The 26,212-nt window shown below is 68.8% G+C and carries 24 protein-coding genes; 10 read left to right on the top strand and 14 right to left on the bottom strand.

What is annotated here, in order from left to right:
* The first annotated feature begins 169 nt into the window (after nucleotides 1-169).
* On the top strand, nucleotides 170-1,345 hold the full coding sequence (locus ACFPZ3_RS58505; RefSeq protein WP_379523121.1) for a serine/threonine-protein kinase: 1,176 nt from the start codon (nucleotides 170-172) through the stop codon (nucleotides 1,343-1,345).
* 48 nt (nucleotides 1,346-1,393) lie between these two features.
* Here the strand turns inward: ACFPZ3_RS58505 and ACFPZ3_RS58500 are convergent, their stop codons facing one another.
* The 6 genes from ACFPZ3_RS58500 to ACFPZ3_RS58475 form a co-directional block, all read right to left on the bottom strand.
* Nucleotides 1,394-2,254 (bottom strand): hypothetical protein, encoded by an 861-nt coding sequence (locus tag ACFPZ3_RS58500; RefSeq protein ID WP_379523120.1) that lies wholly within the window; start codon nucleotides 2,252-2,254, stop codon nucleotides 1,394-1,396.
* Between the two features lie 286 nt (nucleotides 2,255-2,540).
* Complete coding sequence (gene nuoH, locus ACFPZ3_RS58495) at nucleotides 2,541-3,482, bottom strand: NADH-quinone oxidoreductase subunit NuoH (RefSeq protein ID WP_379523119.1); 942 nt, start codon at nucleotides 3,480-3,482, stop codon at nucleotides 2,541-2,543.
* Nucleotides 3,475-4,035, bottom strand: coding sequence for an NADH-quinone oxidoreductase subunit C (locus ACFPZ3_RS58490; protein WP_379523118.1), 561 nt, complete (start codon nucleotides 4,033-4,035; stop codon nucleotides 3,475-3,477). The genes nuoH and ACFPZ3_RS58490 overlap by 8 nt, the downstream gene beginning before the upstream one ends.
* Nucleotides 4,032-4,625 (bottom strand): NADH-quinone oxidoreductase subunit B, encoded by a 594-nt coding sequence (locus ACFPZ3_RS58485; RefSeq protein ID WP_465263601.1) that lies wholly within the window; start codon nucleotides 4,623-4,625, stop codon nucleotides 4,032-4,034. The genes ACFPZ3_RS58490 and ACFPZ3_RS58485 overlap by 4 nt, the downstream gene beginning before the upstream one ends.
* A 147-nt stretch (nucleotides 4,626-4,772) precedes the next feature.
* Entirely contained in the window at nucleotides 4,773-5,999 is a 1,227-nt protein-coding gene (locus tag ACFPZ3_RS58480; RefSeq protein WP_379523117.1) for a M48 family metallopeptidase, read from the bottom strand.
* 248 nt (nucleotides 6,000-6,247) lie between these two features.
* Nucleotides 6,248-6,619 (bottom strand): NADH-quinone oxidoreductase subunit A, encoded by a 372-nt coding sequence (locus tag ACFPZ3_RS58475; RefSeq protein WP_379523116.1) that lies wholly within the window; start codon nucleotides 6,617-6,619, stop codon nucleotides 6,248-6,250.
* Nucleotides 6,620-6,729: 110 nt separating this feature from the next.
* Between ACFPZ3_RS58475 and ACFPZ3_RS58470 the strand changes: the two genes are divergently transcribed.
* The 7 genes from ACFPZ3_RS58470 to ACFPZ3_RS58440 all read left to right on the top strand — a co-directional run bounded on the left by ACFPZ3_RS58470 (nucleotide 6,730) and on the right by ACFPZ3_RS58440 (nucleotide 14,957).
* Entirely contained in the window at nucleotides 6,730-8,193 is a 1,464-nt protein-coding gene (locus ACFPZ3_RS58470) for a polysaccharide deacetylase family protein (RefSeq protein ID WP_379523115.1), read from the top strand.
* A gap of 249 nt (nucleotides 8,194-8,442) precedes the next feature.
* A complete protein-coding gene (locus ACFPZ3_RS58465; RefSeq protein ID WP_379523114.1) occupies nucleotides 8,443-10,287 on the top strand; it encodes a 2-oxoacid:acceptor oxidoreductase subunit alpha in 1,845 nt (614 codons plus the stop codon).
* Entirely contained in the window at nucleotides 10,280-11,326 is a 1,047-nt protein-coding gene (locus ACFPZ3_RS58460) for a 2-oxoacid:ferredoxin oxidoreductase subunit beta (protein ID WP_379523113.1), read from the top strand. Before ACFPZ3_RS58465 ends, ACFPZ3_RS58460 begins: the two co-directional genes overlap by 8 nt.
* A gap of 113 nt (nucleotides 11,327-11,439) precedes the next feature.
* Nucleotides 11,440-12,120, top strand: a complete 681-nt coding sequence (locus ACFPZ3_RS58455) for a polysaccharide deacetylase family protein (protein ID WP_379523112.1) — start codon at nucleotides 11,440-11,442, stop codon at nucleotides 12,118-12,120.
* Complete coding sequence (locus ACFPZ3_RS58450; RefSeq protein WP_379523111.1) at nucleotides 12,121-13,140, top strand: GNAT family N-acetyltransferase; 1,020 nt, start codon at nucleotides 12,121-12,123, stop codon at nucleotides 13,138-13,140.
* Nucleotides 13,137-14,036: an NAD-dependent epimerase/dehydratase family protein gene (locus tag ACFPZ3_RS58445; RefSeq protein ID WP_379523110.1), complete on the top strand. Its 900-nt coding sequence runs from the start codon at nucleotides 13,137-13,139 to the stop codon at nucleotides 14,034-14,036. Before ACFPZ3_RS58450 ends, ACFPZ3_RS58445 begins: the two co-directional genes overlap by 4 nt.
* Nucleotides 14,037-14,039: 3 nt before the next feature.
* Nucleotides 14,040-14,957 (top strand): glycosyltransferase family 2 protein, encoded by a 918-nt coding sequence (locus ACFPZ3_RS58440; protein ID WP_379523109.1) that lies wholly within the window; start codon nucleotides 14,040-14,042, stop codon nucleotides 14,955-14,957.
* On the opposite strand, the gene ACFPZ3_RS58435 is transcribed toward ACFPZ3_RS58440, so the two are convergent.
* Genes ACFPZ3_RS58435 through ACFPZ3_RS58425 form a run of 3 tightly spaced genes read right to left on the bottom strand, consistent with a single transcriptional unit; the run spans nucleotide 14,902 to nucleotide 19,074 of the window.
* A complete protein-coding gene (locus ACFPZ3_RS58435; RefSeq protein ID WP_379523108.1) occupies nucleotides 14,902-16,197 on the bottom strand; it encodes a hypothetical protein in 1,296 nt (431 codons plus the stop codon). The genes ACFPZ3_RS58440 and ACFPZ3_RS58435 overlap by 56 nt on opposite strands.
* Before the next feature lie 48 nt (nucleotides 16,198-16,245).
* On the bottom strand, nucleotides 16,246-18,300 hold the full coding sequence (locus tag ACFPZ3_RS58430) for a glycosyltransferase (protein WP_379523107.1): 2,055 nt from the start codon (nucleotides 18,298-18,300) through the stop codon (nucleotides 16,246-16,248).
* A 3-nt stretch (nucleotides 18,301-18,303) separates the two neighbouring features.
* The gene (locus tag ACFPZ3_RS58425; protein WP_379523106.1) at nucleotides 18,304-19,074 is read right to left on the bottom strand and encodes a WecB/TagA/CpsF family glycosyltransferase; all 771 of its coding nucleotides are present in this window, start codon (nucleotides 19,072-19,074) and stop codon (nucleotides 18,304-18,306) included.
* Between the two features lie 171 nt (nucleotides 19,075-19,245).
* Here ACFPZ3_RS58425 and ACFPZ3_RS58420 point away from each other — a divergent pair, with 171 nt between their 5' ends.
* Nucleotides 19,246-19,797 carry a dTDP-4-dehydrorhamnose 3,5-epimerase family protein gene (locus ACFPZ3_RS58420; protein WP_379523105.1) on the top strand — a complete coding sequence of 184 codons (552 nt, stop codon included), beginning with the start codon at nucleotides 19,246-19,248 and terminating at the stop codon, nucleotides 19,795-19,797.
* Here ACFPZ3_RS58420 and ACFPZ3_RS58415 read toward each other — a convergent pair.
* Both ACFPZ3_RS58415 and ACFPZ3_RS58410 read right to left on the bottom strand, forming a co-directional pair.
* Complete coding sequence (locus ACFPZ3_RS58415) at nucleotides 19,733-21,106, bottom strand: O-antigen ligase family protein (RefSeq protein WP_379523104.1); 1,374 nt, start codon at nucleotides 21,104-21,106, stop codon at nucleotides 19,733-19,735. The genes ACFPZ3_RS58420 and ACFPZ3_RS58415 overlap by 65 nt on opposite strands.
* A complete protein-coding gene (locus ACFPZ3_RS58410; RefSeq protein ID WP_379523103.1) occupies nucleotides 21,103-21,843 on the bottom strand; it encodes a YveK family protein in 741 nt (246 codons plus the stop codon). The genes ACFPZ3_RS58415 and ACFPZ3_RS58410 overlap by 4 nt, the downstream gene beginning before the upstream one ends.
* Nucleotides 21,844-21,988: 145 nt before the next feature.
* Here ACFPZ3_RS58410 and ACFPZ3_RS58405 point away from each other — a divergent pair, with 145 nt between their 5' ends.
* On the top strand, nucleotides 21,989-22,861 hold the full coding sequence (locus tag ACFPZ3_RS58405) for a DUF6492 family protein (RefSeq protein ID WP_379523102.1): 873 nt from the start codon (nucleotides 21,989-21,991) through the stop codon (nucleotides 22,859-22,861).
* Here the strand turns inward: ACFPZ3_RS58405 and ACFPZ3_RS58400 are convergent.
* The 3 genes from ACFPZ3_RS58400 to ACFPZ3_RS58390 all read right to left on the bottom strand — a co-directional run bounded on the left by ACFPZ3_RS58400 (nucleotide 22,840) and on the right by ACFPZ3_RS58390 (nucleotide 26,189).
* Nucleotides 22,840-23,811 carry a hypothetical protein gene (locus ACFPZ3_RS58400; protein WP_379523101.1) on the bottom strand — a complete coding sequence of 324 codons (972 nt, stop codon included), beginning with the start codon at nucleotides 23,809-23,811 and terminating at the stop codon, nucleotides 22,840-22,842. The two genes, ACFPZ3_RS58405 and ACFPZ3_RS58400, sit on opposite strands and share 22 nt — an antisense overlap.
* A 64-nt stretch (nucleotides 23,812-23,875) precedes the next feature.
* Nucleotides 23,876-24,748 carry a glycosyltransferase family 2 protein gene (locus tag ACFPZ3_RS58395; protein WP_379523100.1) on the bottom strand — a complete coding sequence of 291 codons (873 nt, stop codon included), beginning with the start codon at nucleotides 24,746-24,748 and terminating at the stop codon, nucleotides 23,876-23,878.
* On the bottom strand, nucleotides 24,738-26,189 hold the full coding sequence (locus ACFPZ3_RS58390; RefSeq protein ID WP_379523099.1) for an oligosaccharide flippase family protein: 1,452 nt from the start codon (nucleotides 26,187-26,189) through the stop codon (nucleotides 24,738-24,740). The genes ACFPZ3_RS58395 and ACFPZ3_RS58390 overlap by 11 nt, the downstream gene beginning before the upstream one ends.
* Between the last annotated feature and the right edge of the window lie 23 nt (nucleotides 26,190-26,212).

The raw sequence follows: 26,212 nt of genomic DNA, 5'->3' as shown, positions 1-26,212 counted from the left end.
CCCGGTATCCGCGCCATGGTTCAACATCATGACGTACTTGGCCGCGCAGGAGAATGAGCCAGAGCGTTGTCCCCAGTTTTTCCACAGCTGTCCACAGGTTGACGGGAGGTTATCCACAAGCTGTGTGGATGCCCGATATGAACCACGGCATGGCGATAGTCTCTCCGCCATGCAGCACAGCCATCCGGTCCACCCGAGTGGCCTGAGGTGGACGGGCGCCGTCGTGTGGGCCTGTCTGCCCTTGTTCACCTGCGGCCTGGCGACCCCGTTCACCGTCGGGATCGCCGCTTTCTGGCTGCGTAACTTCTGGCATGGCGTCGCCGCTGCCGTCTACCTGGTCGGCGTCGGCACCTTTCTGATCGCGGCCGTGGCGTACGACGACTACGAGGACTTTCCCGCGCCGCTGTCCGTGCTGGCCACGGCGGGGCTCCTGGTCAGCTGGCTCGGTGGGGTCGTCCATTCGGCGATCCTGGTGCCCTACATGGCGCGCGCCCGGCTCAGGGCACCGGGACCGGCATACCCGCCGATCGACCTGCGGCAACGGACCACCGCGCCCACCCACCAGCGGCGTCCGGTCGAGCCTGCGTGGGTCGGGCACTATCGGGTGATCCGGCCGCTCGGCCGGGGCGGCCAGGGGACGGTCTACCTGGCCACGGCGCCCAACGGAGTGCGGGTGGCCGTGAAGGTGCTGCACGATCTGGTCGATGACGTGGCCCGGGCCAGGTTCGCGCGGGAGGTGGAGGCGGCGCAGCGGGTGGCGACGTTTTCCACAGCCCGGGTGCTCGATGTGAACATCGGAGGGCAGCTCGCGTACATCGTCAGCGAATACGTCGAGGGGCCGTCGCTCGAGCAGCTCGTCAAGAAGCACGGGCCGCGCGACAAGGACGGCCTGACGCGGCTGGCTCTGTCCACGTCCGGGGCGCTGGCGGCCATCCACAAGGCTGGGGTCGTGCATCGTGACTTCAAGCCGAGCAATGTGCTGATCGGGCACGACGGGCCTCGGGTGATCGACTTCGGGATCGCCAGGGCGCTCGACCAGGTGACCATGACGTCCGGGAAGATGGTCGGGACGCCGCCTTACATGTCGCCTGAGCAGTTGAGCGGGGAGAGCGTGGGTCCGGCTTCCGATGTGTTCAGCTGGGCTGTGACGATCATGTTCGCGGCGACGGGGCGTCCGGCGTTCGGGGAGGATACGGTACCCGCCGTGTTCAACCGGGTGCTCACCTTTCATCCGGACTTATCGCCGTTGCCGTCCGCGTTACGCGGGGTTGTGGGGTCGTGTCTCAACAAGCGGCCCGATGAGCGGCCTTCGGCCTCGGACGTGATGTTGGCGATCGTTCGCTGAGCGAGCCTTCCGCGGTGCTGCTCAGCGGTCAGGCCTGGCAGTGGCTCTCTAGGGGATGGCTTCCTGGCTGCTCTTGGCCAGGTTCAGATACTCCTCGCGTGACACCTGGTGTACGGCCAACCGGAGGTCGTGGCGTTTCGCGAAGTGTTCCACCTCTTCGGGTGACCAGGGGCCTGGGAGGTGGTGGAGGGCTCGGCCGGACACGTCCTGGATGAAGAGGCCGGTCAGGTTCTCGTACCGGTAGAGGAGCAGGCCGAATCCTTGGCCGGGGCGTGTGCCCAGGCGGACCTTGGCCACGACTTTGTTGCCCAGGGTTATGTGGAGGACGTTGGAGGGTCCGAGGGTGAGGTTGGGGCCGCCGAACGGGCCGATGGCCAGCCCTCGCTTTCGGCGCAGGCGATGATATTTCGACCGTACGGGTCCAAAGACCAGCAGAGCGGGGCTGAAGGCCACCAACAGCCATTTGGTCTCGAGGAGGTCCAGGATCAGGCGACCGAACATGGACAGGCCGCGCCAGGCCACCCACAGCCCTACGGAAGCCAGATAGACCATCAGGGCGGCGCCTGCGATCGCCGCGGCGATGGCTGTCCCCTTGCGCCATCTGCCCGGGGAAGGGAGGCCGCGAATGCGTTGCCAGCCGGGAGCGCGGCACGCGAGGACGGCTCGGACCTTGTCGGAGGGATGCCGGCGGGCGTCCTCCACGGGGATTCCGGCTCTGTGCGTGAAGCTTTCTAAATGCGGGGTGTGCCAGTCGCCTGGCAGGTCGAGCAGCACCAGACCGTCGTCGTCCAGAGCCGCCAGGCCCTGGATGGCGGGGACGTCTCCTTGGCCGAAGTCATGCTTGTAGTGGTAGAGACGGGCCGGTTTCAGGCTCAGTGAGGTGCCGGTGGCCGGGTCGGTGACTGTCAACGTCCGCTGGTCGGGGGAGGTGAGGGTTGTTTTGGGGCATCGGCTGTTCTGTGTTGCGCCTGCGCATGGTTGGAGTTGTTTCACTCGTCACACCCCCATAGACACCTTGTTCAGGTACGACGAATAAGGCGGATTTAAGGTTTCCCGGGGTGATGCGTGGTTCGGATTCTGGCCCAAGGGTGATGGCGGCTGCTTTCAGCTCGGCCTCTGGAAGGTGGCGGCGCGTCCCTGGGGTGTGGCGGTTCTGAAGGTGGTGCGGTTCTGGGGTGGTGCGGTTCTGGGGTGGTCAGAGGAGGACCTTGATCAGGCCGGTGAATGCGAGTTGTACGAGGGCCAGGGGGACCAGGACGGCCCAGGCGAGCTTCTGGAGTTGGTCCTCGCGGAGCCGGGGATAGGTGACGCGTAGCCAGATCACGATGAAGGCCAGCACGAAGACCTTCAGGAGCGTCCACAACCAGCCGGGGAGGAACGGGCCCTGCCAGCCGCCCAGGAAAAGGACGGTGGTCAGGAATGAGAGGACGACGATTCCGACGTACTCGGAGAGCATGAAGAGTGCGAAGCGCATGCCGGTGTACTCGGTCATCGGGCCCATGATGATCTCGGACTCGGCGATGGGCATGTCGAACGGGGGGCGGCGTAGTTCGGCCAGGCCCGCCAGGAAGAAGACGATCGCGCCGATCGCCTGCCATGGAAGCCACCACCACTGCCATGCCTCGACGATCGCGGGGAGCGACAGGGTGCCCGCGGCCATGGCCACCGAGGAGGCGGCCAGGACGAGCGGCAGTTCGTACGACATGAGCTGGGCCGCTGAGCGCATGCCGCCGAGGACCGAGTATTTGTTGGCCGACGCCCAGCCCGCCATGATCGAGCCGAGGACGCCGATGCCCATGACGGCGAGGACGAAGAAGAGGCCGAGGTCGAGATCGACGGCCACGCGGTCGCGGTCGATGGGGATGACGATCAGCACGACGAGGTACGGGATGAGTGCCACGCCTGGGGCGATCATGAAGATGCGGCGATCGGCGGCCGCCGGGATGACATCTTCCTTCTGGGCGAACTTCACCCCGTCCGCGATGAGCTGCGCCCAGCCGTGGAAGCCGCCCGCGTACATGGGACCGAGGCGCGACTGCATGTGGGCCATGACCTTGTGTTCCGTCTGACCGATGATCAACGGCAGGACCAGGAACACGATGAGGATGACGACGAAGCTCAGCACCACTTCAAGCATCGGGCGGCCCCCAGTCTGCTGGAACTCCGGGCGGAAGCGTTTTGCGGCGACTCGGGGCGCCATGTCCTGACTCGCCGGGCTCCTTGGCGCCGGGCCACGGCTTGGCCACGCGGGCGGCCAGGATGAAATCCTTGCGCAGCGGATTGCCTTCGAAGCCGTCCGGCAGGAGGAGGGGGACGAGGTTGGGGTGGTCGTCGAAGATCACACCGAACATCTCGTACGTCTCGCGCTCGTGCCAGTTCGCGCCTCGGTAGACGCCTACGGCGGTGGGGAGATGGGGGTTTTCCTGGGGGACGCGGGTGCGGAGAAGCAGGCGTCTGCCGGCGGCCAGGTTGTAGACGTGGGCCACGACGAAGAAGGCGTCCGGGGGGTCGTCCACGCCGGTCAGCCAGTCGAAGAAGGCGTAGTCGAGGTTGTCGCGGACGTAGGTGAGCAGTTCGATCCAGTCGGCCGGGGCGACGTCGATCGTGGTGTCGCCGTAGGACTCCGAGATCTGGGCTCGGTCGTCGAACTGCTCGGCGATGGATGTCGTGTCCGCGTTCGTCCCGTTCACGCTTCCTCCGGGTGAGCCCCTGGCTGTGAGTCCGGCTCAATGTGCGAGGTGGGTGGGGTGGGCTCTGGCTGGGCGTGGGGGCGGGACCAGACGTAGCGGTCGCTGAGCTTCTCCTCGGCGATCTTCTCCTGGAGCTTCATGATCCCGTACAGGAGGGCTTCCGGTCTGGGTGGGCAGCCGGGGACGTAGACGTCGACCGGGATGATCTGGTCCACGCCGTTGGTGACGCAGTAGGAGTCCCAGTAGGGGCCGCCGGAGTTGGAGCAGGCGCCGAACGAGATCACGTACTTGGGGTCGGGCATCTGCTCGTACAGGCGCTTGACGGCCGGGGCCATCTTGTCGGTGACCGTGCCTGAGACGATCATGAGGTCGGCCTGCCTGGGGCCGTTCGCGAACGGGATCACGCCGAAGCGGATGAAGTCGTGGCGGCTGGTCGAGGTCGCGATGAATTCGATGGCGCAGCAGGCCAGCCCGAAGTTGAACACCCAGAGCGAGTAGCGGCGGCCCCAGTTGAGGATGAAACGCATGGGCTTGGGCGCCAACCGCGAGATCGGGCCCACGGTGGGCATCGGGAGATCCGTTGCTGCCATGGGGCCATTCTTGCGCGGATCACAAGTCAGGCAAAGGAATCTTCCTTGGGGCTTTGGGAGCGAGGGCGGTCCCATCGGACGTTGTGGTGGCCGGATTTGGTGGCGGGTGGGCGTGTTGGCGGATGGCGTGGGTGGGTGGGTGGGGGGTCAGTGGTAGAGGGCTGAGCGGGCGTTTTCTTTGAGGGTGCGGGCTACGCGGTCCGTGACCGTCTCCAGTTCCTGGTCGATGCCAGGGTTCATCTCGGCCGCGCGCACTCGGCCCTCCGGGTACGGCAGGGCGGCGACCCATTCCATCCGGAGGTACGTGGGGGGATGGGTTTGGTCTACGCGGAGTTCTTCCAGGCGGGCGGCTCGGCGGCGGCGTTCGAGTTCGGATTCGGGGAGTCCGTTCACATGTGCCCGTAGTGCCGGCCACAGGTTGTCGGACCTTGTGGCGAGGGTGCTCATCTCCAGGAACCTGATCGTCGAGAGGGCTCTGGTGGACAGGGCGTCCAGGAGGGAGTGCATGGCCGGGGTGCCGGCAACCTGGGCGCCCAGTTCGTCGGCGCGGTACTCGGCGCGTTGTGACGAGCGGTACAGGAGCAGTTCCATCGCCATCCTGAGCCCTCGAACGGGGAGTCCGAGGACCGCCAGCAGGGACTCGGCGAGCAGGCGGGACAGGCCGTCGCCGGAGCGCCAGTCGAATCTGGTGACCTCGCCTAGTACGGCGAGCGAGTGCAGTGCATTGGCCACGACGAGTGCGTGTCTGCCGTCGCCGTTGCTCGAATGGGCCATTTCGTGGGCCAGGAGCGCGATGCGTTCCTGTGGGGTGAGGATGATCCACAGGGGGTACCCGATCTCGACCACGGGGCGGCGGCGCCAGCCGTACGTGCGGAACGACGCGTTCACCTGACCGCTGACGGCCACCTGGTCGGTACGGGGTGCGCCCACCTCGGTGCCGATGCGGTCGAGGAGGGCGAACAGGTTCGGGGCCGAGGCGCGGGTAAGGAGCTTGCCGTCGGAGGGGAAGGGGACGGGGCGGGGTCGTAGCAGCCAGGCCAGGTCGAAGGCGACGAGGGCCGGGAGGATGGCGAAGAGGGTCCAGCGGGTCACGAGGAACACGCCGAGGAGGAAGAAGGCGGGGGCGAGGAGGTGGGTCAGGAAGGCCAGGGCGTATCCGGCGACGCGGGCCGCTCCTGCCGATGCGCCACCGGATTGGGCGGTACGGGTGACGTTCTCGTGGAGGTCGCGGACGAGCCTGGACTGTAACCGGGCGAACCTGGTCCTTGGGGCAGTTGGGTCGCGGACGACGTTCCAGTCGCAGGACGGGCACCAGTCGGGGTAGGAGGGCTCCGGCTTGAGCGGCTGGTCGCATTCGGGGCATGAGGTGGACACGGCATAGAAAAGTGCCAGAGATAGGGCACGTCAAAATAACGAACGATCGAACCCGCAGAGGCCCAGCGCGCCAAGGTGCGCGCCAAGGTCCCGAAGATCGCTGTAACCAGGGGCTGACACCGGGTCGAGGCAAGCGGCGGGGCCGCTGTGGCCGGGGCCGGTGGGGCCGGGCGCTGTGGCGGGGGCCGGTGTGGCCGGGCGCTGGGGCCCGGTGCTGTGGCCGGGGCCGGTGGGGCCGGGCGGTGGGGTTAGGTCCAGCTGAGGACGCGTTTGCGCCAGGCGTACACGATGCCGAGGGCGATGAAGGCCAGGAAGACGAACATCTCCACGAGCGTCGTCAGGCCGTAGCCGGGCGTGTCGAAGACGGTGGCCCAGGGGAACAGGAAGACGGCGTCCACGGCGAACACGACGTACAGGTAGGTGAAGACGTAGTAGCGCACCTGCGACTGCGCCCACCCCTCCCCTACAGGGTCGACCCCGCACTCGTACGTGGTCAGCTTCTCCGGCGTGGGCCGGTTGGGGCGCAGGGCGCGGTTGAGGAGGAGGGCGCCGGCCACGATGGCGACGCCGATGGCGAGTAGTGCGGCGACGAGCGCGTACGACCCGTAGTAGCCGTCCATGTAAGGGATCGTAACCCCAAGCCCGCCGGATACCCAGCGTGGTCAAAGGCTCTGGACCTATCACACAAAATCCGAGTAAATCGGAAGATCAGACCCATACTCTGACATCTATGCAAAAATCGCGATTCTTCTCCGGAATCGCTCTGCTGGCCCTCTCAGCCTCCGGCTGTGGTCTGGCCGCCGTCTCCAAAGAGAGGGACGTCGTGGTCCCGGCAGAGCCGACGCTGATCGACTTTGTCGACCCGGCGACAGTCGTCGGCCTGTCCACCAGAACCCTGACGGAAGGCGACTCCACCGGCAGCCGATACGTGCACATCAACTACCCGGAGCTCTCCGGCGCCCCCGCCCTGAACCGCGCCCTGACCGCCCAGGCCGAGCGGCAACTGCGCGACTTCCGCAGCCGTACGCGAGCCACCACCTACCCCCGCCCAGAACTGAACGTGGACTGGCAACTGGCCGCCGCCACTCCCCAAGCCATCGGCATACGATTGCGCACCGGCGAAAACCTGGGCGCGAACTGGGGCAACTCCACCCGCACCTACTGGTTCGACCCCAGCAACCACAAGGCCGTCGACTCCACCGGCCTGCTGGCGGGCAAGCAGGCGCTCAAGCGACTCGCCACGCTCGTCTGGGACCGGCTCGAGGAGCGCGGACCCCAGGTCGAGCGGGCCGACGGCGACACGTTCGACTCGATGGCGTTCAACAGGAACGGAGACCTCGTCGTCGAGTTCGACGACTGCCAGATCGGCCCGTGCTCACTCGGCCGGCTGGCCGTGGCCGTGCCGGCGAAGCAGGTGGCGCCGCTGCTGTCCGGGCTGGGGCTGAGGGCGCAGGAGAGCGTACGGAAGGCGGCCAGCAGCGCGGCGCCCGGCGACACGCCCCACTTTCCCCCTACGACCAGCCCCGACGCCGTCAGCAGCCGGGCGGGAAGCGTGAACTGCGCCGAGGCCAAGTGCGTGGCGCTGACGTTCGACGACGGACCGGGGCCGCACACCGGGGAGCTGCTGGACATGCTCAAGAAGGAGCGGGCGCGGGCCACGTTCTTCACCGTGGGCAGCAACGCGGCCGCGCGGCCGGATCTGCTGCGGCGGATGAGCCTGGAAGGGCATCTGGTCGGGAATCACAGTTGGGCACATAGGGACCTGACGAAACAAGGCAGTAGCAAGATCACTGACACGCTGATGAAGACACAGGACACGGTGTCGGCGGTCATCGGGCAGACGCCGACTCTGGTGCGGGCGCCGTACGGGGCCGTGAGCGTGCAGGTGCGCGATGTCGCGCGGGAAATGGGGCTGTCCCTGGTCAGCTGGGACGTGGACGCGGAGGACGGCCGCGGCGGCAAAGCGAGCGACATCGCGGAGCGTGCCGTGCGCGAGGCGCATCCAGGTGCGATCATTCTCATGCACGACATTCATCGGGAAACTGTGGATGCAGTTCCGGACATCCTCAAAAGGTTGCGCGGGAAGGGTTACAGGTTCGTGACCGTTCCAGAGTTGTACGGCTCTGCGGGGATGCAGGCCGGACGCCTGTACAGGTCGGGGAACGAGCTGCCCGGTAAGCAGCCCCTGACGTAGCGCACGTGTTGGGGGGACGTATAGTTGGCGCTCGTGACCCGAACCGTCCTGTTCGCCCGCCTGCATGTAGACCTCTGCAGGCTGGCGGCCGGACTGTGTCGTCGTTCTCCCACCTCACCCTGACTGAACTCCGACCGCGTTTACCCGCTTTGCGCGGCATGCAAACGCGTGACCTTTCGAGGATCTAGCATGGAAACAGAGAACGCGCCCAACGCAACCGCGCATTGGCGCGTCGAGGAGGACTGAGCTGTGGCAAAGCAGGTCCAGCAACTCGACCGCGTGATCATCAGATTCGCTGGAGACTCCGGCGACGGCATGCAGCTCACCGGCGACCGCTTCACCGCGGGCACGGCGGAGTTCGGCAACGACCTGTCGACACTCCCCAACTTCCCCGCAGAGATTCGCGCACCCGCAGGCACTCTGCCCGGCGTGTCGAGCTTCCAGCTCCACTTCGCCGACCACGACATTCTCACGCCCGGCGACGCGCCGAACGTGCTCGTGGCCATGAACCCGGCCGCACTCAAGGCGAACCTGGGCGACCTGCCCAGGGGCGCGGACATCATCGCCAACATCGATGAGTTCACCAAGCGCAACCTGCAGAAGGTCGGCTACGCGGCCAACCCGCTGGAGGACGAGTCGCTGAGCGAGTGGCGGGTGCACGCGGTTCCGCTGACCTCGCTCACGGTCAAGGCGCTCGAAGGCTTCGCGCTGTCCAAGAAGGACGCCGAGCGTTCGAAGAACATGTTCGCCCTCGGTCTGCTGTCGTGGCTCTACCACCGGCCGACCGAGCACACGATCACCTTCCTTGAGCAGAAGTTCGCCAAGAAGCCCGACATCGCCAAGGCCAACATCGCCGCTTTCCAGGCGGGCTGGAACTTCGGCGAGACGACCGAGTCCTTCTCTGTCTCCTACGAGGTCAAGCCCGCACGTCTGGCGCCCGGCGTCTATCGCAACATCTCCGGCAACCAGGCACTGGCCTACGGTTTGATCGCCGCGAGCGTGCAGTCGAAGTTGCCGCTGTTCCTGGGGTCATATCCGATCACCCCGGCCAGCGACATCCTGCACGAGTTGTCCAAGCACAAGCGGTTCGGGATCCGCACCTTCCAGGCCGAGGACGAGATCGCGGGCGTCGGAGCGGCGCTCGGGGCCGCGTTCGGCGGCGCGCTCGGCGTGACCACGACGAGTGGTCCCGGCGTGGCGCTCAAGGCGGAGACCGTCGGGCTGGCGGTCACCACCGAACTGCCCTTGATCGTCGTGGACGTACAGCGCGCCGGCCCCAGCACCGGCATGCCGACCAAGACCGAACAGACCGACCTGCTGATGGCCATGTTCGGACGTAACGGCGAGTCTCCGGTGCCGATCGTGGCGCCGATGTCGCCGAGCGACTGCTTCGACGCGGCGGTGGAGGCGGCGCGGATCGCGGTCAAGTACCGCACGCCGGTCATGTTGCTCTCGGACGGGTACCTGGCCAACGGCTCCGAGCCCTGGCGCCTGCCCGAAATTTCCGACTTGCCCGACATATCGCAAGAATTCACGACTGAGCCCAACGGCGCGGACGGCGAGTTCCTGCCCTTCAAGCGCGACACCGAGACCCTCGCCCGCCCGTGGGCCATCCCCGGCACACCCGGGCTCGAACACCGCATCGGCGGCATCGAGAAGGCCGACGGCACCGGCAACATCTCCTACGACCCGAACAACCACGATCTGATGGTCCGCACGCGGGCCGCCAAGATCGCCGGTATCGACGTGCCCGAGCTGGAGGTCGACGACGCCGACGGCGACGCGAAGGTGCTGGTCATCGGGTGGGGTTCGACGTACGGGCCGATCGCGGCCGCCGTACGGCGGATCAGGAGGAGCGGCGGCAAGGTCGCCCAGGCCCACCTGCGCCACCTCAACCCGCTGCCCGCCAACACCGGCGACGTGCTCAAGCGCTACGACAAGGTGCTGCTGCCCGAGATCAACCTGGGCCAGCTCGCCCTGCTGCTGCGGGGGAGATACCTCGTCGACGTGATCAGCTACAACCGTGTGCGCGGGCTCCCGTTCAAGGCCGAGGAGCTGGCCGGAGTCATCCAGGACGTGATCGACAGTGACTGAGCTTTTGAACGGGAAGGGACTGAGCCTGGTCCCGAAGACCGACGTGAAGCAGGGCCTCAAGGACTTCAAGTCCGACCAGGAGGTGCGCTGGTGCCCGGGTTGCGGTGACTACGCGATCCTGGCCGCGGTGCAGAGCTTCCTGCCCGAGCTGGGGCTCAAGCGCGAGAACATCGTGTTCGTCTCCGGCATCGGGTGCTCCTCGCGCTTCCCGTACTACCTCAACACCTACGGTTTCCACTCCATCCACGGCCGGGCGCCGGCGATCGCCACCGGGCTCGCGGCGAGCAGGCCCGACCTCAGCGTGTGGGTGATCACGGGTGACGGTGACGCGCTGTCCATCGGCGGCAACCACCTGATCCACTCCCTGCGCCGCAACGTCAACCTGAACATCCTGCTGTTCAACAACAGGATCTACGGCCTGACGAAGGGCCAGTACTCACCCACCTCCGAGGTCGGCAAGATCACCAAGTCGACGCCGATGGGCTCGCTGGACAGGCCGTTCAACCCGATCTCGCTGGCCCTCGGCGCCGAGGCGTCGTTCGTGGCCAGGACCATCGACTCCGACCGCAAGCACCTGCAGTCGGTGCTGCGCGAGGCCACCGCGCACCGCGGCACGTCGCTGGTGGAGATCTACCAGAACTGCAACATCTTCAACGACAACGCCTTCGAGCAGCTCAAGGATCCCGAGGTCCGCGACGACATCATGCTGCGCCTTGAGCACGGCCAGCCGATCGTCAGCTCCTCGCAGGCCGTCGTGCGCAGTGACAACGGCGGCATCGAGGTCGTGGCGCGCGACGGCGTGAGCGAGGACCGGATCCTCGTGCACGACGCGCACAACCCCGACCCGTCGGTGGCCTTCGCGCTCAGCAGGCTGGACGAGCCGGCGTTCGAGCACGTGCCGATCGGCATCTTCCGCCAGGTGGACCGCCCGGCGTACGACGTGCTGATGGCCGAGCAGATCGAAGAGGCCGTGCAGCAGAAGGGCCAGGGCGATCTGGAAGAGCTGCTGCTGGGTGGCGACACCTGGCGCATCGGCTGACCCAAAAACCGAGCACGACGCCGCCCACCAGGGCGGCGGCGTTTTCGCGTCCCGGCTGACAGGTGTAACGGCCCCCGGTCAGCAAGGGATACACCTGTGACTGGGGAGCGGGGATGCGGACGAGGGACTCGATCATCACCATGACCGTGCACGGCATCGGGCCGGCCGTCCGGCCGCTCGATCCGGGGGAGGACCGCACCTGGGTGAGCGTCGAGCAGTTCGAGCACGTGCTCGACACCGTCGTGGAACGTGACGACGTGCGGATCACCTTCGACGACGGCAACGCCTCCGACATCGAGATCGCGCTGCCGCGGCTGCTGGAGCGCGGGCTGCGGGCCGAGTTCTTCGTGCTGGCCGGCCTGCTCGGCGAGCGCGGCCGGCTGGCCGAGGCGGATGTGCGCGAGCTGGTGAAGGCAGGCATGCGCGTGGGCTCGCACGGCTGGGCGCACCGCGACTGGCGCAAGATCGACCATCGCCAGGCCGTCGAGGAGCTCGACGCCGCGCACCAGCGCATCTCCCGATTATCCGGGCACCCGGTCACCAGGGTCGCGATCCCGTTCGGCTCCTATGACCGGCATGTGCTGCGCAGGCTCCGGCAGGCCGGCGTGACCCGCGCCTACACCAGCAACGGCGATCGGGCCCGGCCGGACGCCTGGCTCCAGGACCGCTACACGCTCTGGCACGACCTCGACGCGAAGTGGACACGCCAGGTCCTCGACGGCTCCCCGTCGCTCGCCCTGCGGGCCAGGAAGACCGCGGGGCGCGCGTACAAGCGCTGGCGGGGCATGCCCTAGATGATCGACGTCCTGCGCCCGCACGAGCTCGGCGCGGCGGAGCTGACCGCCTGGCGCGCGCTGCAACGGCAGGACCTGCTGCTGCGCAATCCCTATCTGTCCCCCGAGTTCGTCCGGGCCGTGGCGGACTACCGGGGCAACGTGCACGTCGCCGTGGTGTCCCGGGACGGGGTGCCCGCCGGGTTCTTCCCTTTCGAGCGGAACCGAGCGGGTGTGGGCAGGCCGGTGGGAGCCGGTTTCACCGACGTCCAGGGGATGGTGGCGGAAAGCGGGCTGCGGGTGGACGCGCGTGCCTTGCTGCGGGCCTGCGGGCTGCGGCTGTGGACCTACGATCACCTGCTCGCCGGGCAGTTCGAGGGGACGCACCGGGTGGTCTCTCCCTCGCCGATCATGGACTTGGACGGCGGCTTCGAGGTCTACCGGAAGCAGATCAGCGGCAAGACGTACAAGTCGGTCATGTACCGGCAGCGCAAGCTCGGTGAGACGCGCCACGTCTTCGACTCGCGCGACCCCGCCGACCTGCGGGCCCTGCTGGGGTGGAAATCGGCGCAGTACCGCGCCACGGGGCTGCGCGACCTGTTCGCGGAGCCGGCGTTCAGGGAGCTGGTCGAGCGGCTGCACCAGGAGCCGGGCGAGGACGTACGCGGCGTGCTGAGCATGTTGTACGCCGGCGACAGCCCGATAGCCGGGCATTTCGGCCTGGTCTCGGGACCGGTCTTCGCCGGCTGGTTCCCCGCGTACGACAGGAAGTTCGCCTGGTACTCCCCCGGCCTCGTCCAGCACCTGGGCATGGCCGCCGACGCCGCCGGGCAGGGCGTGCGCCACATCCATCTGGGCAAGAGCCCGGCCGCGTACAAGGACTTCCTGGCCACGGGGCAGATCCCCGTCGCCGAGGGCAGGATCGCCAGGGCGGGCCCGGTCGCGGCGGCGCACTGGAGCTGGGGGCACGCCAGGAGCGTGCTGCGCCGCAGCGACACCTTGCGCAGGACGGTCAGGGCATGGCGAAAGGAGCGCTCATGACATGGAAGGGCACACGGGTCCTCGTGACGGGGGCCTCGGGCTTCATCGGCGGGCACCTCGCCACGCGCCTGGCCGCGCTGGAGGCCGAGGTCCACGCGGTGAGCAGGGGCCGGGAGAAGGACGGCGACATACGCTGGCACCAGGTCGATCTGCGTGAGCGGCAGGCCACGGCCGGGCTGCTCGGCGCGGTCTCCCCGGACGTCGTCTTCCACCTGGCCAGTGAGGTCAACGGCGCCAGGGCCCCGGAGATGGTCCCGGTCACGCTCGCCGGCAACCTCCTGAGCACGGTCAACCTGCTGACGGCCGCCGTGGGCCAGGGGTGCCGGATGGTGCTGGCCGGCTCGATCGAGGAACCGCGGCCGGGCAACGGGCACGCCGCCGCGCCGTCGCCGTACGCGATGGCCAAGAGCGCCGCGTCGGGTTACGCCGATCTGTATCACCGGCTGTGGGAGCTGCCGTACACGATCCTACGGCCGTCCATGGTGTACGGCCCGGCGCAGCGGGACACGGCCAAGCTGGTGCCGTACGTGACGCTGGCACTGCTGCGCGGCGAGGAGCCGAGCCTGACCAGCGGCGCCAAGGTGGCCGACTGGGTGTACGTCGATGACGTGGTGGAGGCGTTCGTGGCCGCCGCGGTGGACGACCGGGCCATTGGGCGCTCCTTCGACGTGGGCACCGGCGTGCGAACCTCGGTGCGCGAGGTGGTCGAGCTGCTCTACGACATCACGGGCACCACCGCACGGCCCGGCTTCGGCGCGGTGGCCGACCGGCCGCTGGACATCCCACAGGTGGCCGACCTCGGGCCCGCCCTCGACCTGATCGGCTGGCGGCCGACGGTCGAGCTGGCGGACGGCCTGCGGCGCACGGTCGCATGGTACGCGGAGCGAGTCTCCTAGCCGATGCGGATCGCCGTGGTGATCGTCACCTACAACAGCGCCGAGGTCCTGCGGGACTGCCTCGACTCGCTCTCGGAAGCGGCCGGCGGGGTGGAACTGGCCGCGGTCGTGGTGGCCGACAACGCCTCGGCCGACGAAGGGCTCGCCATCGCGGGACGGGCCGAGGCGATCACCATCGACCTGGGCAGGAACGCGGGCTACGCCGCGGGCATCAACGCGGGCCTGGACGCGCTCGACCTCGGCACGCTCGACGCCGTCTACGTGCTCAACCCCGACTGCCGCCTTCGCCCTGGCTCGATCGCGCCGCTGGCCGAGGCGCTGCGCACACCGGGGCGCGGGATCGCGGTGCCCAGGATGGTCAACCCCGACGGCTCGCTCCAGCCGTCGCTCCGCCGGATGCCCACGCTGGGCAGGGCGATCGCGGAGGCGCTGCTGGGCGGCACCGTGGCGGGGCGGTTGTGGCGGATCGGGGAGACGGTCACCGACCCGCGCGCCTACGAACGGCCGGCCGCGTACGCGTGGGCCACGGGGGCGGCGATGCTGATCTCGGTGCCCGCCCTGCGCGCGGTCGGCCGGTGGGACGAGTCGTTCTTCCTCTACAGCGAGGAGACCGAGTACTGCCTGCGCGCCGCCGACCTGGGCTGGACCACCTGGTACGAGCCCAGCGCGGTGATCGAGCACATCGGCGGCGACGGCGACAGGGACCCCGCACTGGCCGCGCTGCTCGCGGTCAACAAGGTCGAGCTGTTCAGGCGGCGCAGGGGCAGGGCGGCCGGGGCCGCGTACCGCGTGGTCCAGCTTCTCGGCCAGGGGGTGCGGGCGTTGTCGGGGCGGACCGTCGCTAGGGCGTGTTTCGCCGCGCTGCTCAGATCGGGATCTTATAGACGTGGTAGGAGTATTCAGCCTCGAAGGAGTCGCTGAACTGCCCTGACCCGTCGATGGGGATCGTGCGCCCCTCGAAGAGGACCTCGGCCTTGTCGGCCTTGATCCCCGGCGGCAGGGCCAGCTTGTGGGGCCCGGGGCTGGCGTCGCGGTCGAGCATGGTGAAGACGTAGAGGGCGTCGCCGTGCCGCTTGAGCATGGTGTCGAGCCCGTCGCCGAACCTGTGCTCGTAGGACTGGGTGTTGAGCACGGGGGCGAGCTGCTTGATCCGCTTGTTCATCTCCACGACCATCGGCCTGGTCTTGTCGCCGCAGCGCTCTCTCAGCACGTGTTGCGACGGGCAGGGGCCGCCGAAGTTGTGGTTGAAGTAGAGGATGCCGCGGGCCTCGTGGATGAGGGAGCTCATCACGGCGCCGGCCAGCTCATCCGGTTCGATGGCGCGCTTGTCGTCCTTGCCCGGCCAGCCCACCTCGACGACCGCGTAGACGGGCTGCAGCTTCTTGTCAAGGGAGTCGAGCCTGCGCAGCTTCTCGATGAGCATGCCGTAGTTGGCCGAGCGCCGGCACTTGTCCAGGGGCACGTTGATGTAGTTCTTGGCGTCCTGGCAGATGCCCTCGCTGGTGTACCAGTAGACGTCGGACGAGACGATGTCGGTGTAGTCGTTGACGAACCTGCTCGCCTCCTCGTCGGTCTCCCAGATGATGACGCCCTTGCCGAAGTTGGCGTAGAGCGGGCGCCCGTCCTTGGGCAGCCGGCTCTTGCGCTCCTTCAGCACGGTGTAGCCGCAGCGCTCGCCCTCGGGAACGCACAGAGGTCCTTCACCGGGGTGGTTGCCGGTCCATTTCGCGTCGCCGGGCCCGGCCCACATGTCGGCCTCGTCGTCGATCACCCAGCCGACCGCCTCCTCGCCGTAGCCGGCCAGCGGCTGGTCGGTCAGCGTCCACATGCCGCTCTCGCGTACCCGCTGGGCGTTGCTGGTGCTGGTCAGGCCCATGTACGTGTTCAGGCCCAGCGCCTTGTCACCGGCCGCGTCCCCTGGCTCGACGACCGACTCCAGCCAGACGCCGACGGGGAAGAACGCGGGATCGGCCCACGCCTTCGCGCCGAAGCCGCCGTAGTAGGCGGACCCGCCCTCCCACGGAACCAGGGGCAGGGCCTTCAGCGCCGCCTCGTTCGAGGGCTGCTCCGCCGTGCCGGTGGCCGTCGGCGGCGGCTCGTCCACGGGCTGGGAATCGCCGGGGTAGAAGTAGAGCACCGCCAGCACCAGAACCAGAGTCACGACGCCGAACACGGATAAAGGGGACAGCTTTCGCCCCATCGGCTCTCCTCAAACTCTGCGTGGCGGCGCTTCGGCCAGGGCCATGAGCTCGGCGGCGCGAGAGGACCATGAGGCGCCGCGCACGGACATGCGCAGCGCCTGGGATTCCCGCAATCCGCCGTCGTGCAAAGTCGAACGGATGGCCGCGATGAAATCGGCGGGATTGGTGGCGATCCTTACGCGATCAGTATAGTTCGCGAGTTCCGCGAAATCCGTGCTCACCACGGGCAGGCCGAGCGCCAGGTATTCCTTGAGTTTGATCGGGTTCGCATGCTGGATCCATGAATTGTCCAGCCACGGCATGATCGCCACGTCGAACCCCGACCCGTACGCCGGGATGTCGTCGTAGGGGCGGAAGCCCAGCCAGTGCACGTTCGGATACTTGGTGAGCCGCTCCATCGGCACGGTGGCGTCCCCGAGGAGCACGAGTGAGACGTCCGGCATGTCCGCCGCGATCCGCTCCAGCAGGTCGAAGTCCACCAGGTAGTCGTCGAGCGCGCCGAAGAAGCCCACCCGCGGCCCCGGGATGGCCGCCAGGTCGGCGGGCAGCCGGTCCGTCCTGGTGAAGTGCTCCAGGTCCACGCCGTGGTCCAGGAAGTGGGCGCGTGCTCCGGTCTGCCCGCGTTCCTCGGCCATCAGGGACCTGCTGACGTAGAGCACGTGGTCGGCGTGGCGCAGGAGGGCGTTCTCCAGCTCCTCGATCGTCGCGGTGTCCGCCTCGGGGAAGGCCGAGTGCCGGTCCGACCGGTTGAACAGCAGCGAACGCCTACGCATCGGCTGGACCACGTCCCAGGCCGTGGGGATGGTCGTCATGATCACGGGTTCGGTCAGTCCGAGCGCCCGGCAGACGGCCCTTACCTGGGTGCGTACGAGGACGGCGTTGACCTTGCGTAACAGCGGCGAGCCGTAGAAGGGCAGCGGCAGCGGGGACATGACGTAGAAGCCGGGCAGCGGCCGGCGGACGAACTTCGCCACGCTGCGCAGCTTGCGCCCGATGCGCCGCAGCGGCTGGGTCGATCGGCCCGGCGTCGGCATGCGCATGCCGATGCTGTTGACCACCAGGACCTTCCTGTGCCCGGCCACCGAGCGCATGAGCTGGAAGTCGGAGTGCGCCCGGTTGTGGTACCACCAGTCCTGCGCGGAGAAGCAGAGGTAGCCGGGCGGCTCCTGGCCGGTCGGCCAGCGCGGCAGTGGCAGCAGGGCGCGCAGGGCCAGCCGGTGCCGGTGGCCGCGGGCTCCTCCCTTGCCGACCGCGCGCAGCCCCTCGTTGACCAGCACCGCGGCGCGCATGGCCAGCCCCCTGACCCGCCCGTGCCGCTCACGGTGCAGCCGGACCCGGTTGGCCGCCGACAAGGCCCACAACGGCGCGGAGGTCTTCTGCGCGCCGCCGATGTGCACGGCCCGGGCGCGCGGCTGGTAGCGGAGGGCGAGGCCGTGATCCCCGGCCCGCAACATGTACTCGGTCTCCTCCGAGTACAGGAAGTACCGCTCGTCCAGCGGGCCGAGGGCCTCCACACAGGCCCTGGAGATCATCCAGACGGCTCCCGTGGCCCAGTCGGCCGTGTGCTCGCGGGCGTAGTGCGACCGGTCCACGACCAGCTCGCCCAAGGGGGCGAACCGGCCGGCCCGCCTGCCGCCGAGCAGGGCCTCACCGATCGCCCTGAGCACGGTGGGCCGCCTGCGCAGGGAGAGCTGCGGGCTTCCGTCCTCGTGGGTGAGCTCGGGCACGGCGATCCCGGTCCCCGGCACGGCCAGCGTCTCGCGCAGGCGGGCGATGGCGTCGGGGTCGAGCCGGACGTCCGGGTTGAGCACCAGGATGTCGCAGCCGGAGGCCGCGAGGATGCCGGCGTTCACACCGCCGGCGAAGCCCTTGTTACGTTCCATCCTGACGACCTCGGCGGCCGGGTCTATCCGCCGTACGAGATCGACGGTGTCGTCGGCCGAGGCGTTGTCGACCACGATGACCCGCGCGGGTCCCTGGTCGCGCAGCGCCAGGCGCACCGACTTCAGGCAGTCGGCGACCACCCCGCTGCTGTGATATGTGACGATCACTACCGCTAACATCGTTCACCTTTCCCGCAGGCGGATGGCCAGCCCCTGAACGAGGAGGCGCAGGGCGAAGGGTGCGTCGTGGAGCAGGTAGCGGCGGGCCAGGCGGCGTGGTTCGAGTGCGAGCCTGTGCAGCCATTCACCGCCGCTGCGCTGCAGGAGCTCAGGAGCGCGGCTGAACTGCCCGGCGGCCATCGGGATGCCCGCCCCGCATCCCAGGTGCCAGGCGGCGGGCAGTTCCGGCCGCAGCATCGCGATCACGTGCTCCTGCTTGGGAAAACCGAGGCCGACGAGTACGAGGTCGGGCGCGGCGGCGCTCACCCGCTCGGCGATCTCACGCAGGCGGCGCGGGTCGGCGTCGAATCCGTACGGCGGCGAGTACGCGCCCGCCACCCGTAACCCCGGATACCGCTCCGCCAGCACCCGCCCCGCGGTCTCCGGCACGCCCTCGTCGCCGCCGAGCAGATACACCGAGCGGCCCTCGGCCGCGGCCCGCTCCGACAGCGTGTACACGAGGGAGGCGCCGGTCACGCGCTCACCGAAGGCTCCGCCCGCCAGCCTGCCCGCCCACACCACGGGCATCCCGTCGGCGACCACCACGTCGGCCTGGGCCACCAGCGCGGCGAGGGCGGGGTCACGGCCCGCGGCGCGGACGATGTCGACGTTGGCTGTCACGATCCAACCGCCGTGCCCGGCCCGCCATCCGGCCGCCACCACATCGGCCAGCCCGGCTTCGCTGATCGCGGTCACGTCGATCGCGCCCACCCGCACGCGGGCGTCTGAGGGCATGCGTTGATCTGCAGAAATACGATCGCCCCCCGCTGCCAGCCGGTCCCATAATACGGCTGTTTCAATCGATAATCGGGGGATATACGAGGCTTGTTACGCCCGTAGGGGTTAACAATGAAAAACGCCAAGAAAACAACTTTTCGGTCGGTTCGTCATGGAATATATGGAGGCATGAGAGTAGAGCATGGTGCGCTTGACGGAGTGTTACTGTTCGTCCCGTCCCCCTATCGCGACGACCGGGGACTGTTCACGCGTACCTTCGACGCCGACGTCGCCAGGCAGGCGGGCCTGACGCCCGAGAGCTTCATCCAGGACAGCCAGTCGCGCTCGCGCCGCGGCGTCATCCGCGGCCTGCACGGCCGCTCGGGGCGGGGCGAGGCGAAGCTGGTCCGATGCGCCCGCGGCGCCATGCACGACGTGCTCGTGGACGCCAGACCGGAATCTCCCACGTTCGGCAAGGCCATGGCGGTGACGCTGGACGACGAGAGCTTCCTCACGCTGTACGTGCCGCCGGGGCTGCTGCACGGCTTCCAGGCGCTCACCGATCCCGTCGACACCTGCTACCGCATCGACCGGGCGCACGAGCCCGCCGAGGACCTGGCGGTCCGCTACGACGATCCGGAACTGGGGGTGGAGTGGCCGCTGCCCGCCGCCGGGGTCAGCGAGCGGGATCTGGCAGCGGGCTCGTGGGCTCGGTTGCGCCGCCGGCTGGGCTCGGGCTGACCCGCTCGGCCTGCGCGGCCCGCAGCAGGGCTCCCGCCGCGCCCACCAGGACGAACGACAGCCCGGTCACGGTCGAGAACGAGATCAGGTCGAAGGTGAACGACCCGACGAGCGGCACGATCAGGCAGGCGGCGACGGTGAGCCCGAGGTCGCGGACGCCGGGGTCGACGCTCAGGTACCTGGCCTTGAGCGCCGAGTAGAAGGCCACCACGAAGAGCGCGGTGAAGGCCAGCGTGCCGAAGATCCCGGTCTCGACCATGGACAGGATGTACTGGTTGTCGAAGACCTGGTGCTTGGGGGCGTACCAGGTGCCGAGGCCGCGGCCGAGCCAGAAGTGCCGGCCGATCTCCTGGGTGGCGACCGCGTAGTCGTGCGTCCTGTACTGGATGCTCGGGTCGTAGCCCAGGTTGGTGAACAGGCCGAAGATGGCGTTGATCAGGCCGGGCGCGACCAGCCTGATGACCACCAGGAAGCCCACGGCCACGAACAGCGCCTGTACGCGGCGCCGCGCCGGCCACCCGGCGAACAACACCACGCCGACCACGATCATGCTCAGCATGGCCGAGCGCGACACCGAGAACATCAGGCCGAGGCCGATCAGCAGCGTGCACGCCCACCAGCGCATCGCCGGCTCACCCCGCAGGCGGGCCTTCGTGGCCAGGTGCACGCCGAGCGGCAGGATCATGGCGCAGGTGACGCCGAACTCGATGGGGTGACCGGTGGTCGCGGCCACCCGGCGCAGATCCGCGCGCTCCAGGACGAAGGACGCCTCGTCGCTGGTGTAACGCAGGATCGGCAGCTCCAGGTACCTCGTCAGGTCGAAGGAGAGCAGGAACTGCAGGGCCCCGATCACCGCGATCACCGCTCCGAAGACCACGATGGTCTTGAGCAGGAAGTCGAGCCGGCGAAAGCCGCGCACGCCGTCGCAGACGGTGAGCCCGATGCCGACCGAGGCGACCATCAGCACGAAGGCGTGGTCGGCCAGGTTCAGCTCGTCGGAGTCCATGTATCCCGCCGTGGCGAAGCCGAACGTGGCGACCATGGTGGTGAAGTAGGCGAACAGCGCCGTGCGTACGGGGGTACGCCCCTTGGCCACCCCCAGCGTGAGCGTGAGCTGCGCGCACAACCAGAGCAACGCCGCCCCCAGGCTCACCACGTTGGCCGGGGTGAGCGAGAGCGGCAGCGCCCTGAGCACCAGCCGCGCGGGCACGATCAGCAGCGCCACCATGAAGACCGCCGCGACGGTGGCGCCGTCGGCGCGGCCTGGCGCGACCGGGGCATCGGGCAGGGTGCGGATGACGGTGGTCACCGGTTCAGGGCCTCTTGCCCGGCCGGGACCGGCTCGTCGGCCGCCGGCTCGTCCTCCGGAGGCTTCTCGGCCGCCCTGCGCGCCCGGTAGGCCCGCAGCGGGCCCGCGAGGTTGTCGGCGATGAAGGCGGCGCACAGCGCGGCGATCATGCCCAGGCCCAGCGCCGCGGCCGAGGAGCGGAGCTTCCTGCCGAACTGCGGCACCGGCTTGGTCGGCGGCACCGCCGCGCCGACCGTGATGTAGGTCTCGTCGGGCGCGTGCACCTGCCGCTGGCGCAGGTCCAGCTCCTTCCCGATCCGGTCCATGACCTTCAGCGTGATGGCGGTGGCCTGCTCGGGCCGCGTGCTCTCCCCCTTGACGAACACCAGGGGGCCCGTGGCCAGCGACTCCAGGTTGTTGGTGCCGTTGGTGACCGCGTAGGCGGGGTCGCCGTCCACCTCGACGCCCATCTCGGCCACCATGTCGGGCGTGCTCATGACGCTGATCAGCATCGAGGAGGCCACGCTCAGCCCGTGGGCGAAGTTCAGCAGCGGGTTCACCCGGGGGATCGGCGCGTTCGGGTCGCCTGGTGTGACCCCGCCGCTGGTGGGGGTGGTCAGGACGAGCACCGCCGAGGTGGTGTAGGTGACCGGGATCGTGGAGTAGGAGTAGAAGGCGCCGCCCATGGCCACCAGAAGGGCCGGCAGCGCGACGTACCACCGACGTATCAGGACGAGAACGGTTCCCCAGAAGTCCACGCGCCCCTCCCCCTTTTCCCACCTCATACATGTCGCACGGAGAGGGGTGGAGCGTTACACAAACACGTGTAACACCACCCAAATCATGACGATAAGGAGGCAGAGGGCGTCATCGCGCTGTGCGGGGGAACGGGAGAACACCTTCATGAGTTCTTTGGCCGTCGTCACGCCCACGTACGGACCCGACGCCGAACTCTTCGCCCTCCTGCACCGATCCGTGCTCCAGTACACCTCCGACGACACCGTGCACCATGTGATCGTGCCGCCGTCGGACCGCGCGTTGTTCGCCGGCTACGCGGGACCCCGGTGCAGGGTCTGGACCTATCCGGAGATCCTGCCGCGCCGCGTCTTCCAGCTGCCCGGCGTCGCGATGTGGGCCAACGCCCTGCGCCCCTGGCCGCCGCTGCGCGGCTGGATCATGCAGCAGGCCGTGAAGATGGCCGTGACGGCGCTGCTGGAGTCGACGGTGGTGCTGGTGGCCGACTCCGACGTCGTCCTGGTCCGCCCCGCCACCCCCGACATGTTCCTCCGCGACGACCAGGTGTGCCTGTTCCGGGTGGATGCCGGGGTGCACGAGGGCATGCCCGACCACGTCCTCTGGCACCGGGTCGCCCGCGGGCTGCTCGGGCTGCCGCCCGCGGAGAGGCTGCCGCTGCCCGACTACGTCAGCTCGCTGGCGTGCTGGGACCCCGCCATCGTCAGGGGGATGCAGCAGCGGATCACCGAGGTCGCCGGCCGTCCCTGGCTCGACGCGTTCACCTCGCAGCTGCGGATCTCGGAGTTCATCTGCTACGGCGTGTACGTGGAGGAGTCGCTGCGCGCCCAGGTCCCGATCAACAACTCGCTCTGCCACTTCATGTGGGACACCACGCCGCTGGACGAGGCCGCAGCCCTGGCCTTCGCCGACGAGCTGCCGGCGGAGGCCGTCGGCATGATGATCTCCGCCAAGTCCCACACCCCGATGGAGGTCAGGACGGCCGCCATCCGCCGCTGCGCTCAGGTGGTCGAGTCCGGCTGATCGCCGTCGTCCGGCTGATCGCCGTCGTCCGGCTTGACCACGGGGAAGGTCTGGGTGTCGGCCTCGCCCAGCTCGGTCGTGTACTCAGAGAGCGCGCCGAGCTGCGCCTTGGAGCCGTTGCCCACGGGCGCCGGCTCGTCGGCGGTCCTGTCCACCCGGCCCTGCCCGAACCTGACGAGCGTCCCCTGCATGGGATCGGCGTCGGTGTCGTACGCCTGCGCGCTGACGAGCACCGGCTCCGGCTCCGGCTCGGGCTCACGCTCGGCTTCGGTCTCGGCCTCGGGCTCAGCCGGTACGCCGGGACGCGCCCGCAGCCGCTGATACCCGTACGCCACCGCGAACCCGCCGAGCAGCCCGAGCACCCCACCGGCCGCCGCCGCCGACAGCTTGCCCTGCACGACGATCTTGGGCACGGAGGCGGGCATCACGTCGAGGATGCCGATGTGCGTGCTGATCGGCGCGCCCAGGGCCGTCTGCCAGGTGGCCAGTTCCACCCGCACCCTGCGCTGCGCCTTGACCATGACCTCCTGGACCACGCCGATCGAGGTGCTCTCCACCTCGATGTAGATGAACGGCCCGTTGGTGCTGATGCTCAGCAGGTCGGCGTTGGTACGGCCGTCGTTGATGGTCAGCGTCGTGGGCCCGCCCTCGGTCACGCCCAGCTCGGCCGCCACGTCCTCGGTGTTCGTGGACAGGATGAGGATGCCCGCCGTGGTCCGCAGCGCGTCGCTGAACTGCAGCAACGGGTTGGTCAGCCCCGGCTTGCGCAGGGGCTCGGTCTCCAGCGTGCCGCCCGTGGCGGGGATGGTCAGGACCATGGACGCCTCGGACACGTAGCGGGTCGGCATCAGGAAGTACGCCGCCAGGGCCAGCCCGATCGTGACCACGGCGATAGGGGGTCCGACGAGCTTGTTCCTGGCCAGACCGAAAATAGTCTTCCAGAAGCGCACTATATTCCGCCCCCGTAAGCGTTGCATCGATACAAACAGGAAATCGCGCTGTTCATGGGACGTGTTACACCATTCGCGCCATTGACCATAATTTACGGCTCCGATGCGCCATCGTACGGCGCTGGCGACGTGCGTACATGCCCAGCACGGCGAGCCGCGCCCGGCGGCGCAGGTCCGGCGTCAGCTCCGCGTCCCCCATCCACCGCAGCAGCTCGCGCAGTTGCAACGTGTTGGACAGATGAGCCTGCCAGGAGGGCACATCGAGCCTGCGGGCCACGCCCGAGATGCGCTCGATCCGAGTGTTGCGGTGCGCCAGCACCTCGGGCACGTGCGCCCATGGGCCGGCCAGCGCCAGCTTGGCGGCGAAGACCTCGTCCTCGCGCAACATGTTCCTGCGCGGAATTTCGGTCGCGGGGCCGCGCCGTAACAGCCCGTAGAGCGGGTCGATCTGCAGCGCGCTCTCGTTGAGCAGCCGTAACATCTCGCGCAGCCGCACCACCGGATCGTCCGAGCCCAGCCCCGCGCCCCCGTACGCGTGGGTTCTGCTCACCCCGTCGGGCCCCGTGTAGGCGACCTGGGTGGTGACCAGGATGACGCGCTCGTCGGCGTCGAAGGCCGCCACGGCCCGCGAGAGGCAGGCCGGGTCCAGCCGGTCGTCGTCGCCGATCCAGCGGACGTACGCGCCCCGGGAGACGCGGGCGGCGTGCATGAAGTTGTTCAGCAGGCCGACGTTGTGCGGGTGGCGGTGGTAGACGATCCTGGGGTCGTCGTTCGCCAGGTCCCTGCACAGTTCCTCGGTGCCGTCGGTGGAGGCGTTGTCGGAGATTACCAGCTCCAGGTGCCCGTAGTCCTGCGCGAGCACCGACTTGACCACCTGCTCCAGCCGTTCGGCGCCGTTGCGTACGGGCAGGGCGATCGAGACCAGTTCAGAGGCCATGGGCCCTCCCTTGACGCGTCAGCCGCCTCAGCGCCGCCGCCGGCGTGGCCAGCAGCGCGAACACGAGCATTCCTGTACCACCGACGACGAGGAGTTCCAGGAAGGGAACGCCCTCGAACGTGCCGGAGAACAACACCATGAACAGGCCGGCCGCCAGCGTCGCCAGCAAGGGACGGACGAGCCCGGGCAGCACCGGCCGCAGCCGTACACCCTGCCGGCGCAGCAGCAGGATGCCCAGCGGCAGCGCGACGAGGACGGCCACGGCGGCGTGGCCGGCGGCCGCGCCCCTGATGCCGCCGAAGTACGCGCCGGCCATCAGCGCGGGCAGCAGCGCGACCGCCCAGCCGAGGTTGAGCCAGACCGTGCTCTTGGTCGCGCCGACCGAGATGAGGATGTCCGTCACCAGGTACGACGTGATCATGCGCACGACCATGAGGACGGCCAGGAACCGCAGCACCCCCGCCGCCGGGTCCCACCGTGCCTCGTAGAGCAGCGCGACGAGCGGGTGCGCGAGCGTGCCCATGACCAGCGCCACCGGCATCACGAACGTCACGAGCAGCGGCAGGGAGCGCCGCACGCCCTCCGACAACGAGTCGCCGTCCTCGGCCAGCCGCGAGAAGCTGGGTAAGGAGACGTAGCGCAACGCCGTGCCGATCAGTCCTGGCACCCAGCTGGAGACGTTGAAGGCGAGCAGGTAGTAGCCGAGCTGCTCGTTGCCGAGTATCGCGCCCACGATGACGAAGCTGGAGTTCATCAGCACGGCCTCCAGGCCGAAGCCGACGGCGGAGGGCAGGCCGAAGCGCAGCAGCCGGCCGGCGACGGCCCGGTCGTAGCCGAGCACGAAGGGCATCTTGGCCAGCGCGAGGATGATGACGCCGGTGACGACCGACGCGCCCACCTGACCCCACGCGAAGCTGTAGGCTCCCGCGCCGGCCGCGGCCAGCGAGATGGCCAGGGTGGCGTTGACGACGAAGCCCGCCAGGTTGGCCACGGCCAGCTTCTGCTGCGCGAACTCGCGCATCAGCGCGGCGCTGCGCACCGCGGTCACGGCCTCGACCAGGATGACCATCGTGAGCAGCCGCACCACCCCGGTCGCCTCCGCGCTGCCCGCCAGCGCGGAGAAGTACGGCGCTCCCACCCAGAACAGCCCGTAGAGGCCGGTGGCGAAGAAGAACGCGAGCACCGTGGCGGTGGCCGAGATCTCCTCGATCCTGCCGCGCCACTGGATGACGGCGGCCATGATGCCCGCGTCCTTGACGACCATGACGAACTGCGTCGCGGCAAGGGCGACCGCGTATATCCCGAAGTCCCCCGGCGCGAGGATCCGCGCGAGGACCAGGCTCATCACGAAGGAGGCCGCCTTGGTCACCGTGTTCCCGAGGAGACTCCAGCGCAGCCCACGGCCGGCTTTGCGGCCGATGGACTCGATGTTGTCGTTCATTCCCGCCTTTTCATGAAACGCCC

The sequence above is a fragment of the Nonomuraea insulae genome (genome assembly GCF_042656245.1).
Note: the sequence above shows the minus strand (reverse complement) of the source record. Positions and strands in the feature narration are given on the sequence as shown.